The sequence below is a fragment of the Marinobacterium lutimaris genome (genome assembly GCF_900108065.1).
Lineage (GTDB): Bacteria > Pseudomonadota > Gammaproteobacteria > Pseudomonadales > Balneatricaceae > Marinobacterium_D > Marinobacterium_D lutimaris.
This window is the reverse complement of record NZ_FNVQ01000007.1, coordinates 138,327-161,623: the sequence shown is the minus strand read 5'-3', so window position 1 is coordinate 161,623 and position 23,297 is coordinate 138,327. Positions and strand designations below refer to the sequence as shown.

Below are 23,297 nucleotides of genomic sequence, written 5' to 3'. Positions count from 1 at the left end.
TGCTTACTTTGCTTACGTTGCTTGGATAACGCTCAGCCCTTCGGCGTCACCCGCAGCAGCCAGGTTTTAATCTCTTCAACGGCATCCGCCATTACCTCGGAAAACGCATCTACAACGGCGCTGACCTCGGTGCCAGCGGCCGGTTTCGATAGTTCGATGGCCCGCTCGGCAATCAACGTCCGACTATCGCTGTCGATCAGTTGCAGATAGCCGCGCATCACCGCCACCGGTTCACCATCGCGATACTCGCTCTGAAAAGCATCGAGCCGGCTGACCAGCTCATAGCGGGCGTCGATTCTGGCGCTGTCACTGCTGATATGGGCAAAGCGGCTGTCGCTCTGCAGCGCATGGACCAGGTAATCGCGCCAGAGTGTCGGCACGTTGGCGCTCCAGCGGTTGCCCTTGTACACGCTGACCGGCTGCCCCTCGGGTACCACCAGCAGGTAGCGGCCGCTGAGCAGATCCTGTGCCTGGGCGCGCAACACACGCAGATCAGAGAGTTCAACGGGCCCAAGATCCTGCTTGGCGACCGGCTGCAGTGTCCAGCTCTGTACCGGATCGGACTCCGGGATCAAACTGCAGCCGCCCAGGGCAGAGATAAACACCAGGGAGAGCCCAAGCACTAATCCCTTATTCACTTTTTTCGGCGCCTCAGATCGCAACATGCTCTGCCTCTTAAGGGGTAAATTCATTGGCCGGAGCCTGGCCGGTCAGGTAACCCGCCGGGTCCTCTTCCAGTCGCGACAGGATACGGTTCAGCGTGCCCAGGCTGCGCTGCAGCTCACGCATCACAGGCCCAATCTCCGCTACACCCTGAAAGCCCTTATCCAGCTGCGTGGCATTGCGGCTCAGCAAGCCTTCCAGCTGTTCGCTGCTGCTGGCCAGAGAACGCATCGCCTTCTGCCCCTCATCGAACATGGGACCGCCGCGGGACACCAGCAGCTCATCGGCATGGCCCATCAGTTCCCGGGCATCGAGCATCACCCGCTGCGCTTCCTGCGCGGCCAGGGTCAGCTCATTCAGGCTGGTCGAAACGTCACTGCGCGAATCGGCCAGATCGGAGGATACCCGTTCCAGGTTGTGGATAATCAGGCCGATACGCTCGATATTATCAGGCGAGAGCAGCTTGGCGCCCTGCTCCACCAGCTCGTTAACATTGGCAAACAGGGTTTCGCTGTTGCCGATCAGCGAACCAAAGGCAGACGGCTCCGCCTGAATAATCGGCAACGCATCCTCATGCCTCTCCAGCGGCGGCGCCTTGGGGTTATCGGTGGTCAAAAGGATATTGGCGGAGCCGGTGATATTGGCGATCGCCTGTTTCGCCACCGTAGCTTGGTTGATCGGTGTGGTGGCGTTAACCTCGATATCGGCCAGCACGCGGCGTGGATCGGCAGGATCCAGCGCCAGCTGTCGCACCTCGCCCACGCGCAGCCCGCTGTACTTCACCTGGCTGCCCACACTAAGGCCGCTGACCGCCTCGTTGAACACCACCCGGTAGCTGAGGGTTTCCTCCTGTTTGCCGGAGTTCACCAGCCATACGCCAAAGCCCAGCGCCGCCAATAACGCCACCAGCGTAAACAGGCCGACCACTACATGATGCGCGCGCGTTTCCATATCAGCTCCTTTGCAACCCACTCTCTTTAACGGCGCTATTTTCTACTGAGCTTTCGTTCAAAGATCTATGAGCAGCCCGCCCACGGGGACCTTTGAAATAACTTTGTATCCAATCGTCCGGGTATTCCGCCACCCGTTCCGGCGCATCCGCCACCAGCACCCGTTTCTGCGACAGCACGGCGATACGGTCACACACGGTCCAGAGCGAATCCAGATCATGGGTGACCATAAACACGGTGAGCCCCAGCGCATTGCGCAGCGTCAGCAGCAGCTGATCGAAATCGGACGCGCCGATGGGATCGAGCCCTGCCGTGGGCTCATCAAGAAACAGCACATCCGGGTCCATCGCCAGGGACCGCGCCAGCGAGGCGCGTTTGATCATGCCGCCGGACAGCGATGCGGGATAAAGATCACCGGCATGAGGCGCCAGGCCCGACAGCGCCAGCTTCACCTCCGCCAGCTCCTCGGCATCGTCACGGCTAAGACCGGCATGCTCGATCAGCGGCAGCGCGACGTTTTCCCGCACGGTCAGAGAACTGAACAGCGCTCCGCCCTGAAACAGCACGCCAAGGCGCTGCTCGAGTCGTGAACGCTCTTCCACCGGCAGCGCCAGCAGGTTCTGACCGAACAGTCTGACCTCACCGGCGCTGGGTCGGTTCAGACCGACGATGGAGCGTAACAGCACCGACTTGCCGGTACCCGAGCCACCCACAACACCCAGGATCTCTCCGCGATACAGATCCAGATCCAGATTCTCGTGCACCGAGTTATCGCCAAAGCGGTTACTCAGGCCTCGCACCTCAATAATGGCTTCGTCCGTCACCAGCCCATCTCCATGAAGAATAACGCCGCCACGGCATCGAGCAGGATCACCATAAAGATCGACTGCACCACGCTGGAGGTGGTGTGCTGCCCCACGGACTCAGCGCTGCCACCGACCCGGAACCCCTCCATGCAGCCGATCACCGCGATGACAAAGGCAAACACCGGGGCTTTGACCATACCGACCAGGTAATGCTTCAGCGGCACATCGGCGAGAATCGACAGGTACTGGCTCAGGGCGATATCCAGCGAAACCACCGACACCAAGGCGCCACCGACCAGCCCCGACACCACTGCCACAAAGGTCAGCAGCGGCAGCGTAATCAGCAGCGCCAGTACCCTGGGGACCACCAGCAGCTCGATGGGACTGAGCCCCAGAGTTCGCAGGGCGTCGAGCTCCTCATTGGCATTCATGGAACCGATCTGGGCGGTAAAGGCGCTGGCCGTGCGCCCGGCGAGCAGAATCGACGCCAGGATCACGCCGAACTCGCGCAGAAAGGAGTAAGCCACCAGGTTGACGGTATAGATCTCGGCGCCAAACTCGCCCAGTACCGTGGCGCCAAGGAAGGCGACCACCGCGCCCACCAGGAAGGTGAGCAGCGCCACAATCGGCACCGCATTGAGGCCGGTCTGATGAATCTGGTTCACCAGCGCCGTCATGCGCCAGCGTGAGGGTCGCGGCAGCACTGTGGCCAGCGTCTGCAGCACGTAACCGACAAAGCCGCTCAGCTGCCAGAAATGCCGCGCCAGGGTCTCGGTTTGCTGGCCCAACAGCTCCAGCGCCTGAATCAGCGCATTGGGTGGTTTCTGTCGCGCAGCCGGCTCTCGGCCCATGGCGCGGGTCAGGGTTTCCAGCAGCGCCTTGCGCTCCGGCTGCAGCTCGGTGTCGCTGCTAATGATCTGCTGTAACCGTTCCACACCCAGCCAGCGAATCAGCAGCGTCGCCCCGGCGGTATCCAGGGCGCTGATCTGTTTCAGGCAGAGATCGCCCTCGGGCACCGGAGACTGAGCCAGCAGGCGCTTGATCTGGGCGTGCCGCGACAGCGTCCACTCACCGAGCAGTCGCGTTGTTGCACCCTGTTCTATTCCAGGCTCGGCCTGATCCATCAGCGGCTTCCGTTTCTGAACTGTTTAGGTCCCATTTTCGCGATGCTCTGTGCCCGCTTCAAGCCGGGTCACGGCCCTGTAATCGACCTCTCCCAGACTGTATAATGCCCGGTTTCGACCGAGTTGCCGACGCCCGGTGCTCCACAGGCCTAACGCAGCGTACTTTACAGTAGCGCGATCAGTTACGCCCAGCCCGCGTCAGACAGCCATCCGAGCGGCCAAAACGATCAGAGATACGGACCCAATGGACAAGACTTACCAGCCACACGAGATTGAAAAATCCTGGTACCAGACCTGGGAAGAGAAGGGCTACTTCGCGCCCTCCGGTGAAGGCGACGCCTACAGCATCATGATCCCGCCGCCCAACGTCACCGGCAGCCTGCACATGGGTCACGCCTTCCAGCACACTATCATGGATTCTCTGATCCGCTACCGCCGTATGCAGGGCCGCAACACCCTGTGGCAGGTAGGTACCGACCACGCCGGTATCGCCACCCAGATGGTGGTTGAGCGCAAACTGGCCGCCGAAACCGGCGAGAGCCGCTACGACCTGGGCCGCGATGCGTTTATCGAGAAGGTCTGGGAGTGGAAAGAGCAGTCCGGTGGCACCATCACCGGTCAGATGCGCCGCCTGGGTAACTCGGTCGACTGGCCCACCGAACGTTTCACCATGGACTCCGGTTTCTACCACGCGGTGCAGGAGGTGTTTATCCGCCTGCACGATCAGGGTCTGATCTACCGTGGCAAGCGCCTGGTCAACTGGGATCCGAAACTGCACACCGCCATCTCCGACCTGGAAGTGGAGAACCGCGAAGTCAAAGGCAAGATGTGGTACCTGCGTTACCCGCTGGCCGATGGCGAAAAGACCAAAGATGGCCTGGACTACATCGTTGTCGGTACTACCCGTCCGGAAACCCTGCTCGGTGATACCGGCGTTGCGGTTAACCCGGAAGATGAGCGTTACGACAACCTGGTCGGCAAGTTCATCGAGCTGCCGCTGACCGGCCGCCGCATCCCCATCGTGGCCGATGAGCACGCCAGCATGGAGAAAGGCACCGGCTGCGTGAAGATCACCCCGGCGCACGACTTCAACGACTACCAGGTAGGTCAGCGTCAGAAGCTGCCGATGATCAACGTGCTGACCCTGAACGCCGATATCCGCGACGAAGCCCAGGTGTTCAACTTCGACGGCACCGTTAACAACGAACTGGACCCGAGCCTGCCGGAGAAATACCACGGCATGGAGCGCTTCGCGGCGCGCAAACAGGTCGTTGCCGATATGGAAGAGGCCGGCCTGCTGGTCAAGATCGACGAAAACGATATGACCGTGCCCTACGGCGACCGCGGTGGCGTGGTGATCGAGCCGATGCTGACCGACCAGTGGTTCTGCGATGCCAAGACCCTGGCGAAGCCTGCGATCAAGGCGGTCGAAGATGGCGATATCAAGTTCGTACCCAAGCAGTACGAAAACATGTACTTCGCCTGGATGCGCGATATCCAGGACTGGTGTATCTCCCGTCAGCTCTGGTGGGGCCACCGTATCCCGGCGTTCTATGACGATGCCGGTAACGTCTATGTAGCCGCCTCCGCCGAAGCTGCCCGCGAAAAATACGGCCTGGACCTGGAAACCGAACTGCGTCAGGACGATGACGTCCTCGACACCTGGTTCAGCTCCGCGCTGTGGACCTTCGGTACCCTGGGCTGGCCGGAAAATACCGACCGCCTGAAGACATTCCACCCGTCCGATACGCTGGTCACCGGCTTCGACATCATCTTCTTCTGGGTTGCACGCATGATCATGTTCACGCTGCACTTCATGAAGGACGAGGATGGCAAGCCGCAAGTTCCGTTCAAGAACGTGTACGTTACCGGCCTGATCCGCGACGAAAGCGGCGACAAGATGTCCAAGTCCAAGGGCAACGTACTCGACCCGCTGGACATGATCGACGGTATCGGCCTGCCGGAACTGCTGGAAAAACGTACCGGCAACATGATGCAGCCGCAACTGGCCGAGAAAATCGGCAAGCGTACCGAGAAGCAGTTCCCGGAAGGGATCGCCGCTCACGGTACCGACGCCCTGCGTTTCACCCTGGCGGCGTTGGCCTCCACCGGCCGCGATATCAACTGGGATATGAAGCGTCTGGAAGGCTACCGTAACTTCTGTAACAAGATCTGGAACGCTGCACGCTATGTGCAGATGAACACCGAAGGTGAAGACTGCGGTCAGAGCGGTGGCGACGTGGACCTGTCCCTGGCGGATCGCTGGATCATCAGCGAACTGCAGCGCGCAGAAAGCACCGTCACCAAGCATATGGACGAGTTCCGCTTCGACCTGGCGGCGCAGACCATCTACGACTTCGTCTGGAACCAGTACTGCGACTGGTACCTGGAGCTGTCCAAACCGGTACTCTGGGACGACAACGCCTCCGCCGAAGCCAAGCGCGGCACCCGCCGCACCCTGGTACGCGTGCTGGAAGCGATCCTGCGTCTGGCGCACCCGATCATGCCGTTCATCACCGAAGAGATCTGGCAGGCGATCAAGGAACTGGCCGGCACCGATGGCGACACCATCATGCTCAAGTCCTACCCGGTCGCTGAAGAGAGCAAGATCGACGCTCAGGCGGAAACCGATATCGAATGGCTCAAGGGTGTGATCGCCGGTGTGCGTAACATCCGTGGCGAGATGAAGATCGCGCCGTCTCAGGATCTGGATCTGCTGTTCGCCCACGGCGACGCCGACGACAAGCGTCGTATGGAAGATAACGCTGCGTTCCTGAAAAAACTAGCCAAACTCAGCTCACTGACCTGGCTGGACAACCCGGAAGACGCACCGATGTCCGCGACCCAGCTGGTCGGCAAGATGGAAGTGCTGGTACCGATGGCCGACCTGATCGACAAGGAAGCGGAACTGGCGCGTCTGCAGAAAGAGATCGACCGCCTCACCGGCGAGATCAAGCGTGTGGAAGGCAAGCTGTCGAACGAGAAGTTCGTCGCCAATGCGCCGGAAGCCGTGGTCGCCAAGGAGCGCGAGAAGATCGCCGCTTCTCAGGAAGCACAGACCAAGCTGCAGGAACAGTACGCCAAGATTGAGGCGCTCTGATCCAGAGGCAAAACTAAAAAAGCCGGGGCATCTGCTCCGGCTTTTTTTTTGGCTTGTCCCGTCCTGAATAAGATTTCGGCACCACGCTGCCCGGTCTCTCGCCCGGCTATAGGCCCTAATTATCCGCTCTGACGGTTTGGGACGAGCGACCCTCGGGATGCTTGCTAGGCCGACGCTCCGACCTGCTGGCAGACCTCCACCCGGTTACGTCCCTGCTGTTTTGCCCGGTACAGCGCCCTGTCGACACGCTGCAGCAGCTGTTCGGTGGTTTCACCCGGCTGCCATTGGGTGACGCCAACACTCAGGGTCCCGACATAGCCCTCAGAGCCGATCAGCTTCACCTCATTGCTGCGCTGCGCCTCCACCAGCCGACGGAGCTTTTCGGCCAGTTCACCGGCACCTTCCAGCTCCAGGTCCGGGCAGAGCAGCATGAACTCCTCCCCGCCCCAGCGAGCGATAATATCGCTGCTGCGACAGTTATCGCGGAAAATGCCAGCCACACTGCGCAGGTGTTCATCGCCCTTGTCGTGGCCCAGGCGGTCATTGATCCGCTTGAACTCGTCCAGGTCGATCAACAGAACGCTCATCTGCCCACCGTGACGATAGATGCGCGCCATGGCATGTTGCATCGAGGCGGTCAGAAAACGTCGGTTCTTAAGGCCTGTGAGCTGGTCAGTGACCGCCAGATGCTCAAGCTCATCCATCTGGCGTTCCAATGTCTGCGCCATACCGGAGATCGCCTGAGCCACACGACCCACCTGTTCCGGCGCGTCGCAAAAATCACGCCCCAGCTTGTTGCGGATCACTCCCAGATCGACACTACCCACCGACAGCTGCTGCAGCTCTTCAACCAGTTCGGCGTAGGGACGAAGATAGCGGCGCAAAATCCACATCAATAGAACCGGCAACAGAACCAGCAACACCACGAAGAGAACCAGCAACTGACGCGCCAGGCTGTCCACAGAATGGATGCCGCGATCGGGCCAGAGCAGAAGCTGCGCTTCTTCTACGACCAGGCCTGCGCTGCGACCGCCAAAGGCCATCGGCACAACGCGCCGAACCGTTTCCTTTGCTGCACCTTCAGGCTCATCAATCGATGAGAAACGCTGACCGCCGATCTGAATCTCAATATCTGCACCGGTCCCCAGCACCAGCTGCTTTAGTCGCTCAGGCGTGACCTTGACCTGGCTGACGACGATGCCAATGGGAATCTCCTGATACTGCAGCACAGGTCGGGCGATCAGGTAATAGAGGCCGTCCTCCTGCTGAAAAAGCCCGGCAACCCGATCTCCGGCCTGCACTCCATCGGCCAGCAACTGGCTAATTTCATCGCGTTTACTGAGGTCATCGCCAAAACGGTAGCGATCATCAGAACGACTCAGCACCCGCCCCTGCAGATCCAGATAGGTGATGCGGCTAAGCTGCAGCGGTTCATATTGCCGGCCCAGCTCGTAGAGGATATTGACGTTATGATCCCGCACCGCGAGCACTGCTTCACGATTCAACGCCAGTATTTTACTGGCCGCATCAACACTGCCCAGCAAGCTAATCACGCGGGCGCGAACAACCTGCTGCAGCAGTTCATCCTCCTGCTGGATCTGCTTTTCCTGCTTGTCGACCGAGCTGCTTAGCAGCCAGACGCCGGCCAGCAACACTGCAGCCAGGGGCAAAATCGCGGTGAGAAGAACCTGCCTTACCAGCTTCATCAAGGCTCCAGAGAAGGTCCTGCAAGCGCACGTTTCAGTGGCAGGTAGAACTCCGCGGAGCGCTGTTCAAAACCGGCCGCGGGCCAGGCAAGGTTTTGCTGAATCGCAAGGTTAACAGGATGGTCGCCAGTGCCAATATCCAGCAGGGCCTGGCGCACCTGATCGACGGTCTCCGACGATAGATCAAACGCCGCCACAATCGCATCCAGTGGGATAGGGTCAGACCAGGCCAGCACCTGGAGCTCGCCGGGGTGCTCCGCCATAGCGGTGTAATAGGTGCCATCGGAAACCGCCCCCGCCTGAATAGAACCAGCGAGCAGCGCTTCAATCACGCTGCGGTGGGTGCCCAGAAAATAGGTATCGGAGAAAAAGCGTTCCGGGTCGATCTGCTGCTGTTCCAGCATCATCCGGGGATAGACATGACCCGAGGTGGAATCCGGGTCGGTGAAACCGAATCGTTTACCCTGAAGATCGGCCAGCCCGGAATAACCGGAGCTTGCCAGCGCCAGTATGACGGCACGGTAAAAGGCATGAACCTCTCCGCTCTCCTTGGAGCGCTCACGGTAAGTCGCAATGTATTGCGGGCGCCGCTCACTATCGAAAGTGCTGACGTAGTTGGCTGACCCGATCCAGGCCAGATCCACGGTTCCCTCATCAAGCCGCCGCGCCAGCTCCGCGTAATCCCGCGTCACGATCAGGTTAACCCTGACTCCCAAACGCGTTTCAAGATACTGAGCCAGCGGCGAAAACGCCTGGTGGATGCTCGCCGCATCGCCAAAGGGATAGGTGGCGAGGCTGATGCTTACAGAGTCCTGTGGACGAGTCTCCGCCTTCAGCGGACCTGCCGCCAGAAGCATCAACATCAACACAGAGGTAAGAAAAAGAAGTCGGTTGCTTATGCCGCTCAAGCGCCATGCCATTGAGCTGTTCTCCAGGCATCGCGCCTATAACAGTAACCACTAAAGTGTATCGCCTTAGCTTGGGTATTAATACTGCGACAGTAAGCAAAAACGGGCGACAGCGGGTGCTGTCACCCTTCGCCGGTCAGCTTCCTTCAAAGCCAAAGTTGTCAGCGACGTAATCGATATCCTTATCACCACGACCGGACAGGTTGATCAGGATGGTTTCGCCAGGATTCTCGCGGCCATGCTTCATAGCCCAGGCCACGGCATGAGCACTCTCAAGCGCAGGGATGATCCCTTCCATACGTGACAGTTTGTAGAAAGCGTCCAGCGTTTCATCATCGCTGATGGCATGGTAATTCACGCGGCCGGAGGTTTTCAGGAAGGAGTGCTCAGGGCCTACGCCCGGATAATCCAGGCCAGAAGCGATGGAGTGCACCGGAGCCGGGTTGCCTTCTTCATCGCTCAGCAGTAGGCACTTGAAGCCGTGGATCATGCCCGGCTTGCCGAAAGTCATGGTGGCGGAGTGCTCACCAAGCTTGGTGCCCTTACCCAGGGGCTCGACGCCGTTGAGGCTGACGCCTTCGTCATCAATAAAACCACTGAAGATACCCATGGCGTTGGAGCCGCCACCGAGGCAGGCGCCGACCTGATCCGGCAGTTCGCCCACCAGTTCCAGGAACTGCTCCCTGGCTTCGGTACCGATCACGGACTGGAAGTCTCGTACCATCAGCGGGAAGGGATGCGGACCGACCACCGAACCGATGGCGAACAGCGCCGTTTCCGCCTGACCGAGATAGGACTGGAACGCGGAATCCACTGCCTCTTTCAGACTGCGACCGCCAAAGCCTACCGGCACCACTTCAGCGCCAAGCAGCTTCATGCGGGTAACGTTGGGCGCTTCCTTGGCGATATCGATCTCGCCCATGTGGATCTCGCATTCCATGCCGAAGTAGGCGGCCGCAGTGGCCAGCGCCACGCCGTGCTGGCCGGCACCGGTTTCGGCGATCAGCTTGGTTTTGCCCATGTGCTTGGCGAGCAGCGCTTCGGCCATACAATGATTAAGCTTATGAGCGCCGGAGTGGTTCAGGTCTTCACGCTTGAGGTAAATCTGGGCACCGGTTTCGCGGCTCAGGTTACGGGCGTAAGAAACCGGCGTTGGGCGCCCCTGGTAGTGCTTGCGGATATAACGCAGCTCATTGAGAAAATCCGCCGAGCGACCCAGCGCCAGATATGCCCTGTTGATCTCGGCAAACTGGGACTCCAGTTCCGGCGGCAGAAAAGCACCGCCGAAATCGCCGAAATAACCATCTTGGTTTGGATACTGCTTCAGATAACTCATACCGCTGCCTTACTGTTGACTGTTCGTTGTGAAGACAACATAAAATCAACGACAGGTCGAAGCAACCCAACCTTTGTGTAAAAGCAATCGGTTAGCCTGTTTTATCCCACTTGCTGAGGCACCCTTGCCCAGCGCGGTGGCCGATGATAGCGCCCAACGACTGAGCTCAGCGCCAGGAACGCCGCCAGCGACCAGGCCATCTGCACCGGTGAATAAACCGCAAAGCCGCAGGCCCCGATCAGCAGATCACAGGCCAGAGTCGTTTTCCCGGCATGGATATCGAACCGTTTTTCAAAAAAGATCGCCAGGATATTCACACCGCCCAGGGATGCATGATGACGGAACAGGATAATCAGGCCAAAGCCCACCAGCATGCCGCCCAGTACGGCCGCCAGGACCGGCTCCTGCATATTGAAGTCAGCCCAGAGCCGCATCAGCTCAGACAGCCCCGACAAAATACTGACTGCCACAAAGGTACGCAAGGCAAACGCCCAGCCCAGGCAGCGTATGGCCAGCAGATAGAACGGCAGGTTCAACAGAAAAAACAGCTGACCGAAACTCAGGTCGGTGACCTGTTTAAGAATAAGGCCCATCCCCGCGGTACCGCTGATCAGCAGACCCGAGGCTTCAAGTAGATGTATGCCCAAGGCAACGAGCAGACAGCCTTCCAGAATGGAAAGCCAGCGATGTGTAGTAACCATGTGTACGACTCCCTCCGCTTGTGGCGGTCCGAACCGAAAATGTGATGTGGATAAGAATCTTTTGGATTCTCCACCTGAATTTCACCCTTTTGGCCGGTAAGCCCGGGCGAAACAGCGTGTGATGATACAGCAGAGTTGATGCAGCAGGTATGCCAGCGTTAGCGTCATTATAAATCAGCAACTTAGAAAAACCCTTGCCCAATTGCTCACCACGCTGGTGCGATTTCGCCTCATCAGCGCGCACAAACGAACGCGAGGATAGGTCGGAAACGCCGAGTTGGTCTAAACATATAGAAGGCTGTAGGGATCTAACACCGCATCGCGGGGTCTTATTTCCTACACATAGCCCTTTGAAGGAAAGGAATCTCGGCCGCAAGCGGCCCACTCGTAAACCAACAAGCCAACCCCAGAAGAAGAGGTGTGTTATGCCAGATTGGATAGTCGTTGCAGATGCGTCGAAAGCAGTGATTTATACACAGGAGAAACCCCGCGGAGAACTGGAAGAGCTGACAAATCTGGTACACCCCCAGGCCCGGGTCAAAGAGAGCGACCTGGTGACCGATGCCCCGAGCATCCCCACAAAAACATCCGCCCGCGAAACCGAAGATAAACGCTTCGCGCGCGATATCGTCGCCAAACTTCGTAATGCCGTCGACACCAACGAGATCAGGGGATTCTACCTGTCTGCCCCGCCGCAATTTCTCGGACTGGTCCGCGACGCCATGGATGATCACGTACGCCGGCACCTGCGCGGCGATATAGGTAAAAAGCTCACTAACCTGCCGGTTGCAGACGTGCAGAAAGCCTTTGCCGCCTTCCCGACCATTCGCGACTGAGAAGGCCTGCGCCAAGCGCTTTTAACTCTCTAAAACGGAAAAGCCCGGGCAGATGCCCGGGCTTTCAGCTAAGTGGTAAGTACCTGAGATCCAGCCCCCTCAACATCCATACCGATAAGGTATTTCGTAACGCCAAAAACTTCCTAGTGCCAGAAACTCATTAGTACCAGAGACTCATTAGCGCCAAAAACTCAGTAGCGCCAGAAATGGGGAAAGGGTCTGGGAGGAAGACCTGAAAACCAGGGATTATCAAAGCTATCCACCTCGTCGATCCAGTAGCGAACCTTAAATGCACTCCCCCGCTCGCTCTCATCCGGAGACCCGCCATTGCGGCTGACCTGGAAATAACCAACGCAACCCAGACGCTCATCGCCCGGCGACACGTTGACGCGCCCTTCACCCAACCCTGTGACCTCATCCAACTGCCCCCAGAGGTGCAGTTCCGGTGCATCGTCAAACAACATCACACCGCCGTATACCCAGGTATCACCCTCTACTGGCTGCACCAGGCTGAAACGGCCATCGGCATCAATACCCGTATCAAACTCCAGCGCAGGGTCACTGCCCAGGCTGATCTCAACCCTGTCCCCCTCGCGTGTCAGGCTGACCAGATCCGTATATGAAGCACAGCGCACGGAAATCGCATGCATCAGTCTGTCGCGGCTGAAGTAATGCAGGGTGCCATTGCGTACCAGCCCCTGCCATATATCAGGCTCACCGCTTCCTGACGCAGCAGCTGGTGGCTCATGCCAGTAGGAAGGGCCTGCGCATCCCGCCAGCAATATCGATGCGGCACAACAGGCCAATATTGAACGTTTCATACCTCAACCTCCTGCTTTCAGGACCAAGCCGCAAGCTGAAAGTCCAGCGCCGGTCCCTCGAAAAAGCCCGTTCGACTCTTACTATAGTGGGCTCTGTCCCTTTCCGATCTTCAATTAATAAATATCATTCATATCAATTATTTACATAGCTCTTGATTCCATTTTCGGAAACAGAGTATTCGCTTTTTTCGGCACAGAGTAATCACCGGAACGCAATTACCTGCATGATACAATTATATTTAACCAATCCTTAACGCTTTATTAAATCGGCTGTAATGAACGAAACCCTCACCCTGTCTCCATCCTGTCTGCAGCAAAGCACTGTACTTACCTCGCTGCAGCAGCAATTCCCTGATCTTAGATTCCACCCGGAGAATCTAAGCGTGCTGCGCGACACCGGACATTGCGCCAACGCCGTAGTCATGCGTTACAAAGACAACAACCTCGACCTTGTCATCAAGGACTTCGCGCGCTGTAACTGGTTGTTACGTAAAACCTTCGCGCGTTTTATTGTCGGTCATGAAGCCCAGGTACTGAATCGGCTCGCCGGCCAGCCCGGCATTACACCAAACTGCTACAGACTCTCTGAAAGCATGCTGGCGTACCCATTTATCGAAGGTACTCCGCTGAGCAAAATAAAGCAGTCCGGGCAGCGCCTGCCACGCCAGTTTTTCACCGACTTCGAAAAGCTCGTTTCCCGTATGCACCAGCAGGGACTGGTTCACCTGGACCTTCGCAACCTTGGCAATGTACTGGTAGGACCGGACGGGAAGCCTTACTGCATCGACTTTCAATCGGCTATCGGGTTCCGTTCTTTCCCTGCAGGCCTGCAACGTTTTATGAAAGGCGCCGATATCACCGGTGTCTACAAAGCGTGGAAAATTCTCTGCGAGGAGCCTCTGCCAGCAGAGCATGCCGTCTACCTCGAAGAATATAACCAGGTACGTAAACGCTGGATCTTCCGTGGCTATCCGGTTGCCCGCCTGAAACGACGCCTGAAACGCCTGATCTGCTCTCGCAGCCGCAGCTGATCCTCGCTATCCCCACCATCACTTCCTCGTTCACTGCTCAGCTAAAGACTGGCGTGTACCCGTTTTCGCGGCACACGCTGGTCCCGGCGATTAGCGCAGATCGCCAACGGCAGCAGAATCACATAGATCAGCACCGTCATAGCCGCCGATACACCTGCGTCCATCAACAGAATCACGATAAACAGAAACGGGAAGTAGCGGTGTTGTCTGACACTCAGGCTTCATTGCAAGGAACCTCTCCCACGAGTACACCGCGCACTAGATACCCCAACCCGGCCAGCCACTGTAGAATTCATCGCCTGTCACAGCGTCTCTATCACTCCGCAAGGATTCCACATGCTTCTTCCTGTCATTCTCGCCGGCGGTTCAGGTACAAGGCTTTGGCCACTATCGCGCCAGGCGTACCCGAAACAGTTTCTGGCACTGACAGACAGCTCATTATCTCTGCTACAGGCAACCCTTGAGCGACTGAAAGGCATCGATAGTGCGCCTCCCTGGCTGATCTGTCAGGAAGAGCACCGCTTCCTTGCCGCAGAACAGCTGCGCCAGCTCTCACTGCAGAACGCCTCTCTGCTGCTGGAGCCCGAGGCTCGCGGCACTGCGCCGGCCATCGCACTGACAGCCCTGCGTGCCTGCGCCTGTGGCGATGATCCACTACTGCTGGTGCTGCCGGCCGATCACCTGATCAAGGATGAAACCGCATTTCACAGCAGCCTGGTTGCGGCTCTGCCTCTGGCCGAGGCGGGAAAACTGGTCACTTTTGGCATCATCCCCACCGAGCCTCACACCGGCTACGGCTATATCGAGTGCGGTGCTCCACTTTCAGAGGGCTTGGAATCAGAGAGCTTCGAAGTCGCCTGTTTCCGGGAAAAGCCCGACCGGGCACTGGCCGAGCGTTTTATCTGCAGCGGCAAGCATTTTTGGAACAGCGGCATGTTTCTGTTTCGCGCCAGCCGATTGGTGGAAGAGCTGAGTCACTACCATCCCGAGATCGTCAAACACTGCCGCGAGGCATTGGCCGGGGAAAGCCGGGATCTGGACTTTATACGGGTGAGCCAGGAAGCGTTTTCACACTGTCCGGATCTGTCGATCGATCATGCTCTGATGGAGCCTTTGAGCCAGGATACGAACAAGAAAGCAGCCGCGGCGGTGGTTCCCCTTGATGCGGGCTGGAGCGATATCGGTGCCTGGTCATCGCTTTGGGATGCGAGCGAAAAAGATGAGGCGGGTAACGTCACTCAAGGGGACGTCATCGCATTAGACAGCCGTAACAGCTACTTCTATGCCCAAAGCCGGCTGCTGACAACACTTGGCGTTGAAGACCTTATCGTCGTTGAAACCGCCGATGCCGTGCTCGTTGCACCAAAAGAGCGGGTACAGGATATACGTCTGCTGGTCTCGCGGATGGAGGCTGACGCCCGAGAGGAAATAAGCCAGCATCCGCAAAGCTATCGCCCCTGGGGAACCAGCACGGTGGTCCATAGCAGCGGCAACTACCGGGTCAAACACCTGCGGGTTAATCCGGGTGAAGGACTTTCGCTGCAGAAACACCGCCACCGCGCCGAGCACTGGATCGTGGTGCGCGGCACTGCACGCGTCACTCGAGGAAAAGAGGTGAGTCTCGTTACCGAGAACCAGTCCACCTTTATCCCGGTGGGTGAAATCCACTGTCTGGAGAACCCGGGCAAGTTTCCGCTGGAGCTGATCGAGGTTCAGTCAGGCGACCTCCTGGATGAGTCGGATATAGAGCGCCTCAAAGACAGGTATGGCCGCGAGTAGCGGCCACTTCACGGCGTCACAGAGGCCAGGATCAAGCTGGCTGGGCCAGCAGATCCCGAATCACCTTCACAAAGGTTTCAACCGGCTGCCCGCCGGACACCAGGTAACGTTCATTAAAGACGATGGCCGGTACCGAGCTGACACCGCGCTGCTGCCAGAGCGCTTCTTCACTGCGGACCTCTTCTGCATATCGGTCAGTATCGTAGACTCGCCCAGCCTCGCCAGCGTCCAAACCCACCTGTCCCGCCAGATCACAGAGCAGCGCCCGGTCGGACGGATTAAGGTTATGGCTGAAGTAGGCATCGAACAGTGCCAGTTTCAGCGCCAGCTGTTTGTCACTGCCCTGCTCTCCCGCCCAGTGCAGCAATCTGTGGGTATCGAAGGTGTTCCACTTGCGGCTATCGCTGTGGAAATCAAATTTAAATCCAAGCTCGGCGCCGCGCTCGGTGATCTGGGCCTGATTCTGCGCCACCTGCGCCTCGCTTATCCCGTACTTGTTGCAAAGGTAGGGAATCACCCGCTCACCTTCTGCCGGCATATCGGGGGTCAGTTCAAACGGATGAAAATGGATCTCGGCCTCTACTTCTCCGTTGAGCTGCTCCAGCCCAAGCAGCAGGCTATGCAAACCGACGGCGCACCAGGGGCACATCACATCGGAGACAAAATCTATTCTGAGTTTTACCGGCATATCAGGCTCCAACGATTGATCTCCTTGCACTGTTCATTGAGCTTAAACAGGCCACTACTTCGAGAACAGCGAGCGCCGCCCGGCCGAGCGGCTCGGTGCCTTGACCTCTTCCTGCTGGGGTAACTCTTTCTTCGCCGACTTGGTTTTCTTGCCGCCCTTTCCTTTCTGGGACTTAGCATTAAGAGGCTTGGCTTTCCCACCCTGCTGTTTATCCGGCAGCGCCTTGCCATCCACCAGCTTGCCATTCTCGGCCATCGGCACCGGCTGCAACTGCAGCGGTTTATTGATCAGGTCGGATATTGGCTTGAGAAAACGACGTTCATCCGGGCCGACCAACGAGACCGCCAGACCTTTTTGGCCGGCGCGACCGGTGCGGCCGATACGATGCACATAATCCTGCGGCTGGTTAGGCAGGTCGTAGTTAACTACCTGGGGCAGGCTTTCGATATCCAGCCCGCGCGCCGCCACATCGGTGGCCACCAGTACGCTGATCTCACCCTCGACAAAAGCGTTCAGCGCCGCGATGCGCTCGCGCTGATGCTTGTCGCCGTGTATCGCCAGCGCCTCTATGCCCTCCGCCTGCAGTGCCGCGCAAAGATCATCGGCTCGGCGTTTGGTTCGGGTGAACACCAGTGTCTGCCGCCAGTGAGCGCCCTTGATCAGGTAACAAAGCACATCGGCCTTGTCGGCATTATCCACCGCATAAACCCGCTGCCGCACCTGGCTGGCAGCGGCATTGCGCGGTGCCACACGAACCCGCTGCGGGTTGTTCAGCAGCGCATCGGCCAGCGCTTCAACACTGTCATCCAGCGTGGCGGAGAACAGCAACGTCTGTTTCTGCCGCGGCATGTATGACAGCAGCGCCTTAATCTCGTTGATAAAGCCCAGATCAAGCATCCGGTCAGCTTCGTCAAAGACGAGTATCTCGAGGTGATCGAGGGACAGCTTTTTCTGCTGCAGCATATCCAGCAGACGACCCGGCGTTGCCACGAGGATATCGGCGCCCCGCTTCATCTTGCGGATCTGATTATCGAAGCGCACGCCACCGAAGATGGAGATCACCCGCATCCCCAGCAGCTGAGCGTACTCCAGCGTGTTATCGCCCACCTGGATCGCCAGCTCCCGGGTCGGCACCAGCACCAGGCCGCGGATCTCACGATATTCGGGATTGGCCGGCTGCCTGCTCAGGCGCTCGATCATCGGCAGAGCGAAGCTGGCGGTCTTGCCGGTGCCGGTCTGTGCCTCGGCAATCACATCATGCCCCGCCAGCACCAGCGGGATCGCCTGGGCCTGGACCGGGGTCGGCTCGCTGTAACCCAGGGCTTCCAGGGTGGCGTTAAGTTCGGGGCAGAGATTCAGATCGATAAAGGTGGTCACGTGCGGATGCCCAGCAAGAATGGCGAGAGTGCCATGAATTAACCGAAAGAAAGACGGTTATTATGTCACGACGCAGCAGCCTCACCAATCCGCAACCACAGGCCCTCAAACTCAGTAGGTGGATCGATCTGCGCCTGGTACCGCTTCGCCACCGAAAACAGTCCATCCTCTCTACCCAGGGGGGCAACCAGCTGCATCCCCGCTCGCGGAGCCAGATAGCTGACCGGCAACGGCAGGTTGATCGATGCACTGCCAACAGCATTGACCCAACCAGTGAACACCGCATGCCCCCTGGGACCCACCGATTGACCATCAATTGTTTCCGGATAGCGCTGCTCGGCCGTCCAGGCGGGAGCGGCAATAGTCGGGGTTAATATCGCATCCCACTGCGTAAATATACTGGCCATCTGCTCGCGCAGCTCATTGAGCAGATCGAGGATCTGCCAGAGTTGAACTGCCGTTGCACGCGCCCCGCGTTCAGCCATGGCTCGGTAGGGTTCAGAGGCCTGTTCAATCCATTGGGGATATTTTTCTGCCAACTGGGCCAACCCGATTTCGCCGATCTGACTCCAGCAGTGGTTCAACGCCTCAAGGTCTATAGGTAACGGCCCCGGAACTATCGTCAGCCCCTGCTCACGCAGCAACGCCTTCCCTTTTTCCATTGCTGCACGGATCTGAGGATCGACAGGTGTATGAGCACCCAGTTGCTCAACGCTGAGCACCCGCCTCACGACAGGCGCTTTTTCGACCGGTGCACTCGTTTTAGTCAGCGCACGGTAGAGCAGCTCAATATCCTCGGAACAACGCGCTACCGGGCCGACCACCTCCATATCTAGCAAAAGCTGCGGCAGACCTTCGCCGCGTTCGATAGCACCAATGGCGGGTTTGAAGCCAAACAGATGGGAATGTGCGGCAGGGCGGCGTATGGAGCCACCGCCATCGGTACACAGCGCAAGCGGGCCGATGCCTGCGGCTACCGCGGCTACTGCCCCTCCACTGGAGCCGCCCGGTGTGGTCACCAGATCCCAAGGGTTACGCGTAACGCCATAAACGGGATTTCCGGTATAGCCCTCCAGGGTAAACTCGGGCACGTTGGTTTTGGCGAAAAGGACCGCGCCCTGCTCCCTCAAACGCGCGACGGGACGCTCGTCATGGTCGGCTATATTCCCGGCCAGCGCCCGGGTACCCCAGACACAGGGCAGCCCCTTCAACATCAGGTTGTCCTTGATGCTGACCGGGACTCCGTCAATATCGCTCAGCGGCACTCCCTGCCGATACCGTTCGGTCGCCTCCTCCGCACTCGCGCGAGCGTCGGGCGCCAGTGCCACAACCGCATTCAACTGCGGGTTAACCACATCCAATCGCGCCAGCACCGACTCAAGTGCCTCCACCGGAGTCCAGCTTCTCGCCTTAAACCCTTCTACGAGCGCCGTAGCGCTCAGTTGCCAAAGTGGCGTGTTCATATCGATTTACTCCATCGGCCTTGCAACGCCATTTAGTGCATCAAGCCGGGCAACCAGGTGACGATGCCAGGTAGCGTAATCAGCACCAGTGTGAATACCAGCATCAGCAGTGCAAAAGGCAGCGCTCCCCACATTGCATCGGATATGCTTCCGTTATCAGGGCGTATACCCTGCACCACAAACAGGTTCATCCCCACGGGCGGTGTAATCAGCCCCATCTCACACATCATCACCACGAAGATACCGAACCATATCGGATCGATACCCAGAGCCACCGCCATCGGGTAGGTGATCGGAATGGTGGCAACCTGCATCGACAGAACGTCCATAAACATGCCGAGCACCACATAGAAGATCACCAGCGCCAGCAGGAATCCGGTTGGCGTCAGCCCCAGCGAGGTGATCCACTCGGACATCTCTTCAGCCACGCCGGTGAGACTGATAGTCAGGTTGAGAATAAACGCGGCGGTAATGATCAACAGGATCATGCCGGACACCCTCGCCGTCTGGACAAAACAGACCTGCAGTACAGACCAGGTCAGACGCTTTTTCATTGCGGCAAAGATCAGCGCAGCTACCACACCAAGTGCCGCCGACTCTGTTGCCGTGGCTAAGCCCGAGTAAATGCTGCCCATAACGACTGCAAACACCACCAGCGGCGGAATCAGGTCTAGCGACAGGCGCCAGCGTTCAGCCCAGCTGACGACCTCTTCCTGAGGGCGGTCCTCTTTAATCAGCGAGCTACTCACCGCGATGAACAGCATGAACAGTAAGGTCAGAATAATGCCGGGCAGGATACCGCCAACGAACAACTGTCCGATGGAGGTATTGGTCAGCGAGCCGTAGACAATAAGGTTCACACTCGGCGGAATCAGTATGCCCAGCGCACCGCCCGCCGCCAGCGACCCCAGCGAAGTGCTCATGCGGTAGCCGCGACTTTTCAGAGAAGGCAGCGCCACCGTACCGACAGTCGCTGCTGTCGCCACTGATGAACCGGAAGTGGCAGCAAATAGTGCACAGGTACCGATATTTGAGTGCAACAGACCACCGGGCAGGCGCGAAAGCCAGGCGGAAAACGCTCGGTACATACCATCGGCGATACCGGCACGCAGCAGCAGCTCGCCGAGTAAAATAAACAGTGGAATCGAGGTCAGCAGAAAATTGTTCTGCACGCCCCAAACCACAGGGGAGATCGAATCCATAAATGGAGCGCCGTAGGCCAGCACTCCGCCAAGGATACCGATCACTGCCATGGAGACGGCTATCGGCATGCCGATCAGCATCATCCCCAGCATCGCCACAAAGGCGATCAACACATAGGTGACGGACATCAGGCCACCTCCTCACGACGCTCAGGCATTACAGAACGTTCAGTCATATTATCGAGCTCTTCCTCAAGCTCCTGCTTGATACTCTTGGGGTGAAACTCGTCGTCTATCTGCCCAACTCGCCCGCGCACCAGCAGCCAGACACCTTTGCAAAGCAGCGCGAAGCTCACCAGCATGAAGATCATCTGACCTGCCAACCAGGCGCTCTGCGGATATATAAGTGGAGTGGCCCAGGAGGTCTGGGCGGTCGAACGGTAATCGAGTGTATCGGCGATCACCGCTACCGACAGATAACCCAGCAAGCCGGCGAATGCGGCCATCAGCAGCAACGACATCAGATTCAACATCGCACGAATGGCCGCCGGAAGGCGGTCATGCAGTATGTCTATACGGATATGGTTACGCCCAAACAGCGCCAGAGTGAAAGCCAATGTAGACCCCACAGCAAGGGCGTAACCTCCCAGCTCGAACGATCCCTCCAGCGCAATGCCAAAGAACTTCCGAGCCACTACTTCTACCGTTACGAGTAGCGACAGGGCGATAAATATCGCCCCGAAGATCGTAGCCAGCAGAGTTTCGATACGTGCAGACATACTGACCTCCGGGTGCTTTTAGTTCAGGCCGATAATCGGACCGACACTGGACTTCCAGTTGTCGGAGCAACCTTTGGTTGAGGCATCGCATATTTCCGCCCAGGCCGGCAGCGAAATATTGATCAGCGCCTCATTCACCAGCGTCATGTCATTCGCGGTGGGATCGACATTGACCAGGTCGAACGGCTTGCCGGTTTTGCATTCACCACCGGTATTGCAGCTAAGCGCATCATCGTAGAGCGATTCAGAGTAATCCCAGATCTCAGCACCCAACTCATCAAAGGCCGCCTGCAGTTTTTCCTGCTGATCGGTATCCAGCGAGTTCCAGGCTTTCAGCGAGATGCCATAGCCATTCATCGCGATGCCCATGCCTAACGGAACCTGATGTGTTGCCACTTCAGGCCAGCCAGCCGAGTTGGCAGAGCTGGGGCCGGTAATAGCACAGTCGATCACCCCGGTAGACAGCGCCTGGTGCACATCGGGGAAGCTGATCGGCACCGGAGTCGCGCCGACAGACTCGACGAAATTAGCGAGGCTCTGATCGTAGACACGCACCTTCAGACCTTTAATGCCAGCAAAGCTGTCTACAGGAGCGTTGCAGAAAAGAATCTGCGGGCCGAAGGGCCATACACCCAGCAGCTTGGTGTTGAAGCGCTTCTGAAGCTGCGCATCAAGTACCGGCGTGTAAGCCTCTGCAACCTTGGCACCCTTGTCATATTGCGTATTCAGGCCAACCAGGTCGAGACCAAGCAGTGCCGGCTCGTCACGCGAATTTTGTGAAACACGGATTGAAACGATATCGAACAGGCCGGACTTGAGCATGCGCAGCTCTTCTGTGTCCTTGATACCGGTGGTGTCCACCGGCTTGTAGTCAACATCGATCGGCAGACCAGTGCGTTCAGCGAAGTTTTCGAAGAACGGCTGCTCTTTTTGGCTCTGAATCAGGCCAGTGGCCACCGGCTGTCCCAATGCTTTCCACTGCATATTTTCAGCTAACACATTACCTGCAAGCGTGGCGGCAACTGCGCCGGCGGCGATCATCTTCACAGCTTTCATGTTTCATCCTCATAACGAGTCAGTTGGTCGGGTGTTATCTCGAGGTAGATTTGAATATTGCATACAATTTTGGCAACAATAAAAAACACAAGGCAGTAAGCATGCCAACTTAAAAAAAGCATATTAACTTCAAGGGATTTAGCTAAAAAAAGTGCTAGCAATTTAACCAGGAGGCGTTTCAGAGCGCGATACAGGCCCTATTCGAGTGCACTAATATAAAAAATGCACTTATTTTGCACACAAAACTGCTCTTCGAGGATTACAGGAAATGTATATAATTCACTGTACACAATTCATTTATGCTTTTACGTATACAGACAGGTGAACAGCATGACAGCTGATGACTCCAACAAAATGCAGGCAGAGAAAATCGCCGAAACCATTACCAATGCTGTCATGGAGCATCGCATAGCCCCCGGCAGCAAACTCTCTGAGTCACGCATGGCTGAGGCGTTTAAAGTTTCCCGCACCAAGATCCGCCAGGCACTGACCATGCTGGCTGAGAGTGGTCTGGTGCGTTTGCTGCCCAACCGGGGCGCCTTCATCGCCAGCCCCACTGTGCAGGAAGCGCGGGAGGTGTTCGCACTGCGGCGAATACTGGAACCAGAAATTATTCGCGGGGTGATTTCTCAGGCTAAAAAGAGTGATATCAAACAGTTAAAAGAGCACCTCAAAGCCGAAAAGGACGCTCGCGCCGCCTCTAACCGACGCACAATCATACGTCTATCGGGCGACTTTCATTTGCTGCTGGCTAGCATCTGCGGCAACCGCTACATAGAGAAGATGATGGCAGAACTCTGCCCCCTGACCTGTTTGGTCATTGCTCTCTACGATGTGCCTCAGACTCCCGCATGCCCAGAGGATGAACACGACAAAATCGTCGCCGCCATCGAAGCTGGTGATGACGCCAAGGGAGTAGAACTGATGCTGCATCACCTCACCCACATCGAAAATGCGCTTAACCTGGATGGCGGATTCGATGATGACCAGGTCGATTGGGATATGGTTTTAGGCTGAGGTCCTTTCTCTCT

At 57.7% G+C, this 23,297-nt stretch carries 21 protein-coding genes; 5 read left to right on the top strand and 16 right to left on the bottom strand.

The genetic code is table 11. The features are described from left to right. Positions 1 to 32: 32 nt before the first annotated feature. Genes C4S72_RS23360 through C4S72_RS23345 form a run of 4 tightly spaced genes read right to left on the bottom strand, consistent with a single transcriptional unit; the run spans position 33 to position 3,543 of the window. The gene (locus C4S72_RS23360; RefSeq protein ID WP_160115580.1) at positions 33 to 665 is read right to left on the bottom strand and encodes an ABC-type transport auxiliary lipoprotein family protein; all 633 of its coding nucleotides are present in this window, start codon (positions 663 to 665) and stop codon (positions 33 to 35) included. A 10-nt stretch (positions 666 to 675) separates the two neighbouring features. After that, positions 676 to 1,614, bottom strand: coding sequence for an MlaD family protein (locus C4S72_RS23355; protein ID WP_104005614.1), 939 nt, complete (start codon positions 1,612 to 1,614; stop codon positions 676 to 678). A gap of 1 nt (position 1,615) precedes the next feature. Continuing rightward, complete coding sequence (locus C4S72_RS23350) at positions 1,616 to 2,437, bottom strand: ABC transporter ATP-binding protein (RefSeq protein ID WP_104005613.1); 822 nt, start codon at positions 2,435 to 2,437, stop codon at positions 1,616 to 1,618. Next, positions 2,434 to 3,543, bottom strand: coding sequence for an MlaE family lipid ABC transporter permease subunit (locus tag C4S72_RS23345; RefSeq protein ID WP_104005612.1), 1,110 nt, complete (start codon positions 3,541 to 3,543; stop codon positions 2,434 to 2,436). Before C4S72_RS23345 ends, C4S72_RS23350 begins: the two co-directional genes overlap by 4 nt. 244 nt (positions 3,544 to 3,787) lie before the next feature. On the opposite strand from C4S72_RS23345, the gene C4S72_RS23340 reads away from it, so the two are divergent. Beyond that, complete coding sequence (locus C4S72_RS23340) at positions 3,788 to 6,643, top strand: valine--tRNA ligase (protein ID WP_104005611.1); 2,856 nt, start codon at positions 3,788 to 3,790, stop codon at positions 6,641 to 6,643. A gap of 164 nt (positions 6,644 to 6,807) precedes the next feature. Here C4S72_RS23340 and C4S72_RS23335 read toward each other — a convergent pair whose 3' ends face one another. The 4 genes from C4S72_RS23335 to C4S72_RS23320 form a co-directional block, all read right to left on the bottom strand. Beyond that, positions 6,808 to 8,349 (bottom strand): sensor domain-containing diguanylate cyclase, encoded by a 1,542-nt coding sequence (locus C4S72_RS23335; RefSeq protein ID WP_104005610.1) that lies wholly within the window; start codon positions 8,347 to 8,349, stop codon positions 6,808 to 6,810. Continuing rightward, positions 8,349 to 9,269, bottom strand: coding sequence for a phosphate/phosphite/phosphonate ABC transporter substrate-binding protein (locus C4S72_RS23330; RefSeq protein ID WP_104005609.1), 921 nt, complete (start codon positions 9,267 to 9,269; stop codon positions 8,349 to 8,351). The genes C4S72_RS23335 and C4S72_RS23330 overlap by 1 nt, the downstream gene beginning before the upstream one ends. Positions 9,270 to 9,393: 124 nt before the next feature. Continuing rightward, the gene (gene trpB / locus C4S72_RS23325) at positions 9,394 to 10,593 is read right to left on the bottom strand and encodes a tryptophan synthase subunit beta (RefSeq protein ID WP_104005608.1); all 1,200 of its coding nucleotides are present in this window, start codon (positions 10,591 to 10,593) and stop codon (positions 9,394 to 9,396) included. A 101-nt stretch (positions 10,594 to 10,694) separates the two neighbouring features. Beyond that, entirely contained in the window at positions 10,695 to 11,294 is a 600-nt protein-coding gene (locus tag C4S72_RS23320) for a YitT family protein (RefSeq protein ID WP_104005607.1), read from the bottom strand. 425 nt (positions 11,295 to 11,719) lie between these two features. Between C4S72_RS23320 and C4S72_RS23315 the strand changes: the two genes are divergently transcribed. After that, a complete protein-coding gene (locus C4S72_RS23315; RefSeq protein ID WP_104005606.1) occupies positions 11,720 to 12,130 on the top strand; it encodes a host attachment protein in 411 nt (136 codons plus the stop codon). Between the two features lie 191 nt (positions 12,131 to 12,321). Here C4S72_RS23315 and C4S72_RS23310 read toward each other — a convergent pair whose 3' ends face one another. Further along, a complete protein-coding gene (locus C4S72_RS23310; protein WP_104005605.1) occupies positions 12,322 to 12,951 on the bottom strand; it encodes a hypothetical protein in 630 nt (209 codons plus the stop codon). 275 nt (positions 12,952 to 13,226) lie between these two features. Here C4S72_RS23310 and C4S72_RS23305 point away from each other — a divergent pair, with 275 nt between their 5' ends. Then, the gene (locus tag C4S72_RS23305; RefSeq protein ID WP_104005604.1) at positions 13,227 to 13,982 is read left to right on the top strand and encodes an RIO1 family regulatory kinase/ATPase domain-containing protein; all 756 of its coding nucleotides are present in this window, start codon (positions 13,227 to 13,229) and stop codon (positions 13,980 to 13,982) included. A gap of 41 nt (positions 13,983 to 14,023) precedes the next feature. Here C4S72_RS23305 and C4S72_RS26155 read toward each other — a convergent pair whose 3' ends face one another. Continuing rightward, on the bottom strand, positions 14,024 to 14,146 hold the full coding sequence (locus tag C4S72_RS26155; RefSeq protein ID WP_268807741.1) for a hypothetical protein: 123 nt from the start codon (positions 14,144 to 14,146) through the stop codon (positions 14,024 to 14,026). Positions 14,147 to 14,318: 172 nt separating this feature from the next. Here C4S72_RS26155 and C4S72_RS23300 point away from each other — a divergent pair, with 172 nt between their 5' ends. Next, complete coding sequence (locus C4S72_RS23300; RefSeq protein ID WP_104005603.1) at positions 14,319 to 15,761, top strand: mannose-1-phosphate guanylyltransferase/mannose-6-phosphate isomerase; 1,443 nt, start codon at positions 14,319 to 14,321, stop codon at positions 15,759 to 15,761. A 31-nt stretch (positions 15,762 to 15,792) separates the two neighbouring features. On the opposite strand, the gene C4S72_RS23295 is transcribed toward C4S72_RS23300, so the two are convergent. The 6 genes from C4S72_RS23295 to C4S72_RS23270 form a co-directional block, all read right to left on the bottom strand. Continuing rightward, a complete protein-coding gene (locus C4S72_RS23295; RefSeq protein ID WP_104005689.1) occupies positions 15,793 to 16,449 on the bottom strand; it encodes a DsbA family oxidoreductase in 657 nt (218 codons plus the stop codon). 54 nt (positions 16,450 to 16,503) lie between these two features. Further along, positions 16,504 to 17,826: a DEAD/DEAH box helicase gene (locus C4S72_RS23290; RefSeq protein WP_104005602.1), complete on the bottom strand. Its 1,323-nt coding sequence runs from the start codon at positions 17,824 to 17,826 to the stop codon at positions 16,504 to 16,506. A gap of 65 nt (positions 17,827 to 17,891) precedes the next feature. Continuing rightward, positions 17,892 to 19,289 carry an amidase gene (locus tag C4S72_RS23285; protein ID WP_104005601.1) on the bottom strand — a complete coding sequence of 466 codons (1,398 nt, stop codon included), beginning with the start codon at positions 19,287 to 19,289 and terminating at the stop codon, positions 17,892 to 17,894. Positions 19,290 to 19,321: 32 nt separating this feature from the next. Then, positions 19,322 to 20,620, bottom strand: coding sequence for a TRAP transporter large permease (locus C4S72_RS23280; RefSeq protein ID WP_104005600.1), 1,299 nt, complete (start codon positions 20,618 to 20,620; stop codon positions 19,322 to 19,324). Next, a complete protein-coding gene (locus C4S72_RS23275) occupies positions 20,620 to 21,210 on the bottom strand; it encodes a TRAP transporter small permease subunit (RefSeq protein WP_104005599.1) in 591 nt (196 codons plus the stop codon). Before C4S72_RS23275 ends, C4S72_RS23280 begins: the two co-directional genes overlap by 1 nt. A gap of 18 nt (positions 21,211 to 21,228) precedes the next feature. After that, positions 21,229 to 22,266 carry a TRAP transporter substrate-binding protein gene (locus tag C4S72_RS23270; RefSeq protein ID WP_104005598.1) on the bottom strand — a complete coding sequence of 346 codons (1,038 nt, stop codon included), beginning with the start codon at positions 22,264 to 22,266 and terminating at the stop codon, positions 21,229 to 21,231. A gap of 330 nt (positions 22,267 to 22,596) precedes the next feature. Here C4S72_RS23270 and C4S72_RS23265 point away from each other — a divergent pair, with 330 nt between their 5' ends. Beyond that, on the top strand, positions 22,597 to 23,283 hold the full coding sequence (locus C4S72_RS23265) for a GntR family transcriptional regulator (protein ID WP_104005597.1): 687 nt from the start codon (positions 22,597 to 22,599) through the stop codon (positions 23,281 to 23,283). Positions 23,284 to 23,297 lie beyond the last annotated feature (14 nt).

Coding starts and splice junctions, on each gene's coding strand:
- C4S72_RS23360 (WP_160115580.1), bottom strand. CDS start 665: ATGTTGCGATCTGAGGCGCCGAAAAAAGTGAATAAGGGATTAGTGCTT.
- C4S72_RS23355 (WP_104005614.1), bottom strand. CDS start 1,614: ATGGAAACGCGCGCGCATCATGTAGTGGTCGGCCTGTTTACGCTGGTG.
- C4S72_RS23345 (WP_104005612.1), bottom strand. CDS start 3,543: ATGGATCAGGCCGAGCCTGGAATAGAACAGGGTGCAACAACGCGACTG.
- C4S72_RS23340 (WP_104005611.1), top strand. CDS start 3,788: ATGGACAAGACTTACCAGCCACACGAGATTGAAAAATCCTGGTACCAG.
- C4S72_RS23335 (WP_104005610.1), bottom strand. CDS start 8,349: ATGAAGCTGGTAAGGCAGGTTCTTCTCACCGCGATTTTGCCCCTGGCT.
- C4S72_RS23330 (WP_104005609.1), bottom strand. CDS start 9,269: ATGGCATGGCGCTTGAGCGGCATAAGCAACCGACTTCTTTTTCTTACC.
- trpB (WP_104005608.1), bottom strand. CDS start 10,593: ATGAGTTATCTGAAGCAGTATCCAAACCAAGATGGTTATTTCGGCGAT.
- C4S72_RS23320 (WP_104005607.1), bottom strand. CDS start 11,294: ATGGTTACTACACATCGCTGGCTTTCCATTCTGGAAGGCTGTCTGCTC.
- C4S72_RS23315 (WP_104005606.1), top strand. CDS start 11,720: ATGCCAGATTGGATAGTCGTTGCAGATGCGTCGAAAGCAGTGATTTAT.
- C4S72_RS23310 (WP_104005605.1), bottom strand. CDS start 12,951: ATGAAACGTTCAATATTGGCCTGTTGTGCCGCATCGATATTGCTGGCG.
- C4S72_RS23305 (WP_104005604.1), top strand. CDS start 13,227: ATGAACGAAACCCTCACCCTGTCTCCATCCTGTCTGCAGCAAAGCACT.
- C4S72_RS26155 (WP_268807741.1), bottom strand. CDS start 14,146: ATGGACGCAGGTGTATCGGCGGCTATGACGGTGCTGATCTATGTGATT.
- C4S72_RS23300 (WP_104005603.1), top strand. CDS start 14,319: ATGCTTCTTCCTGTCATTCTCGCCGGCGGTTCAGGTACAAGGCTTTGG.
- C4S72_RS23295 (WP_104005689.1), bottom strand. CDS start 16,449: ATGCCGGTAAAACTCAGAATAGATTTTGTCTCCGATGTGATGTGCCCC.
- C4S72_RS23285 (WP_104005601.1), bottom strand. CDS start 19,289: ATGAACACGCCACTTTGGCAACTGAGCGCTACGGCGCTCGTAGAAGGG.
- C4S72_RS23280 (WP_104005600.1), bottom strand. CDS start 20,620: ATGTCCGTCACCTATGTGTTGATCGCCTTTGTGGCGATGCTGGGGATG.
- C4S72_RS23275 (WP_104005599.1), bottom strand. CDS start 21,210: ATGTCTGCACGTATCGAAACTCTGCTGGCTACGATCTTCGGGGCGATA.
- C4S72_RS23270 (WP_104005598.1), bottom strand. CDS start 22,266: ATGAAAGCTGTGAAGATGATCGCCGCCGGCGCAGTTGCCGCCACGCTT.
- C4S72_RS23265 (WP_104005597.1), top strand. CDS start 22,597: ATGACAGCTGATGACTCCAACAAAATGCAGGCAGAGAAAATCGCCGAA.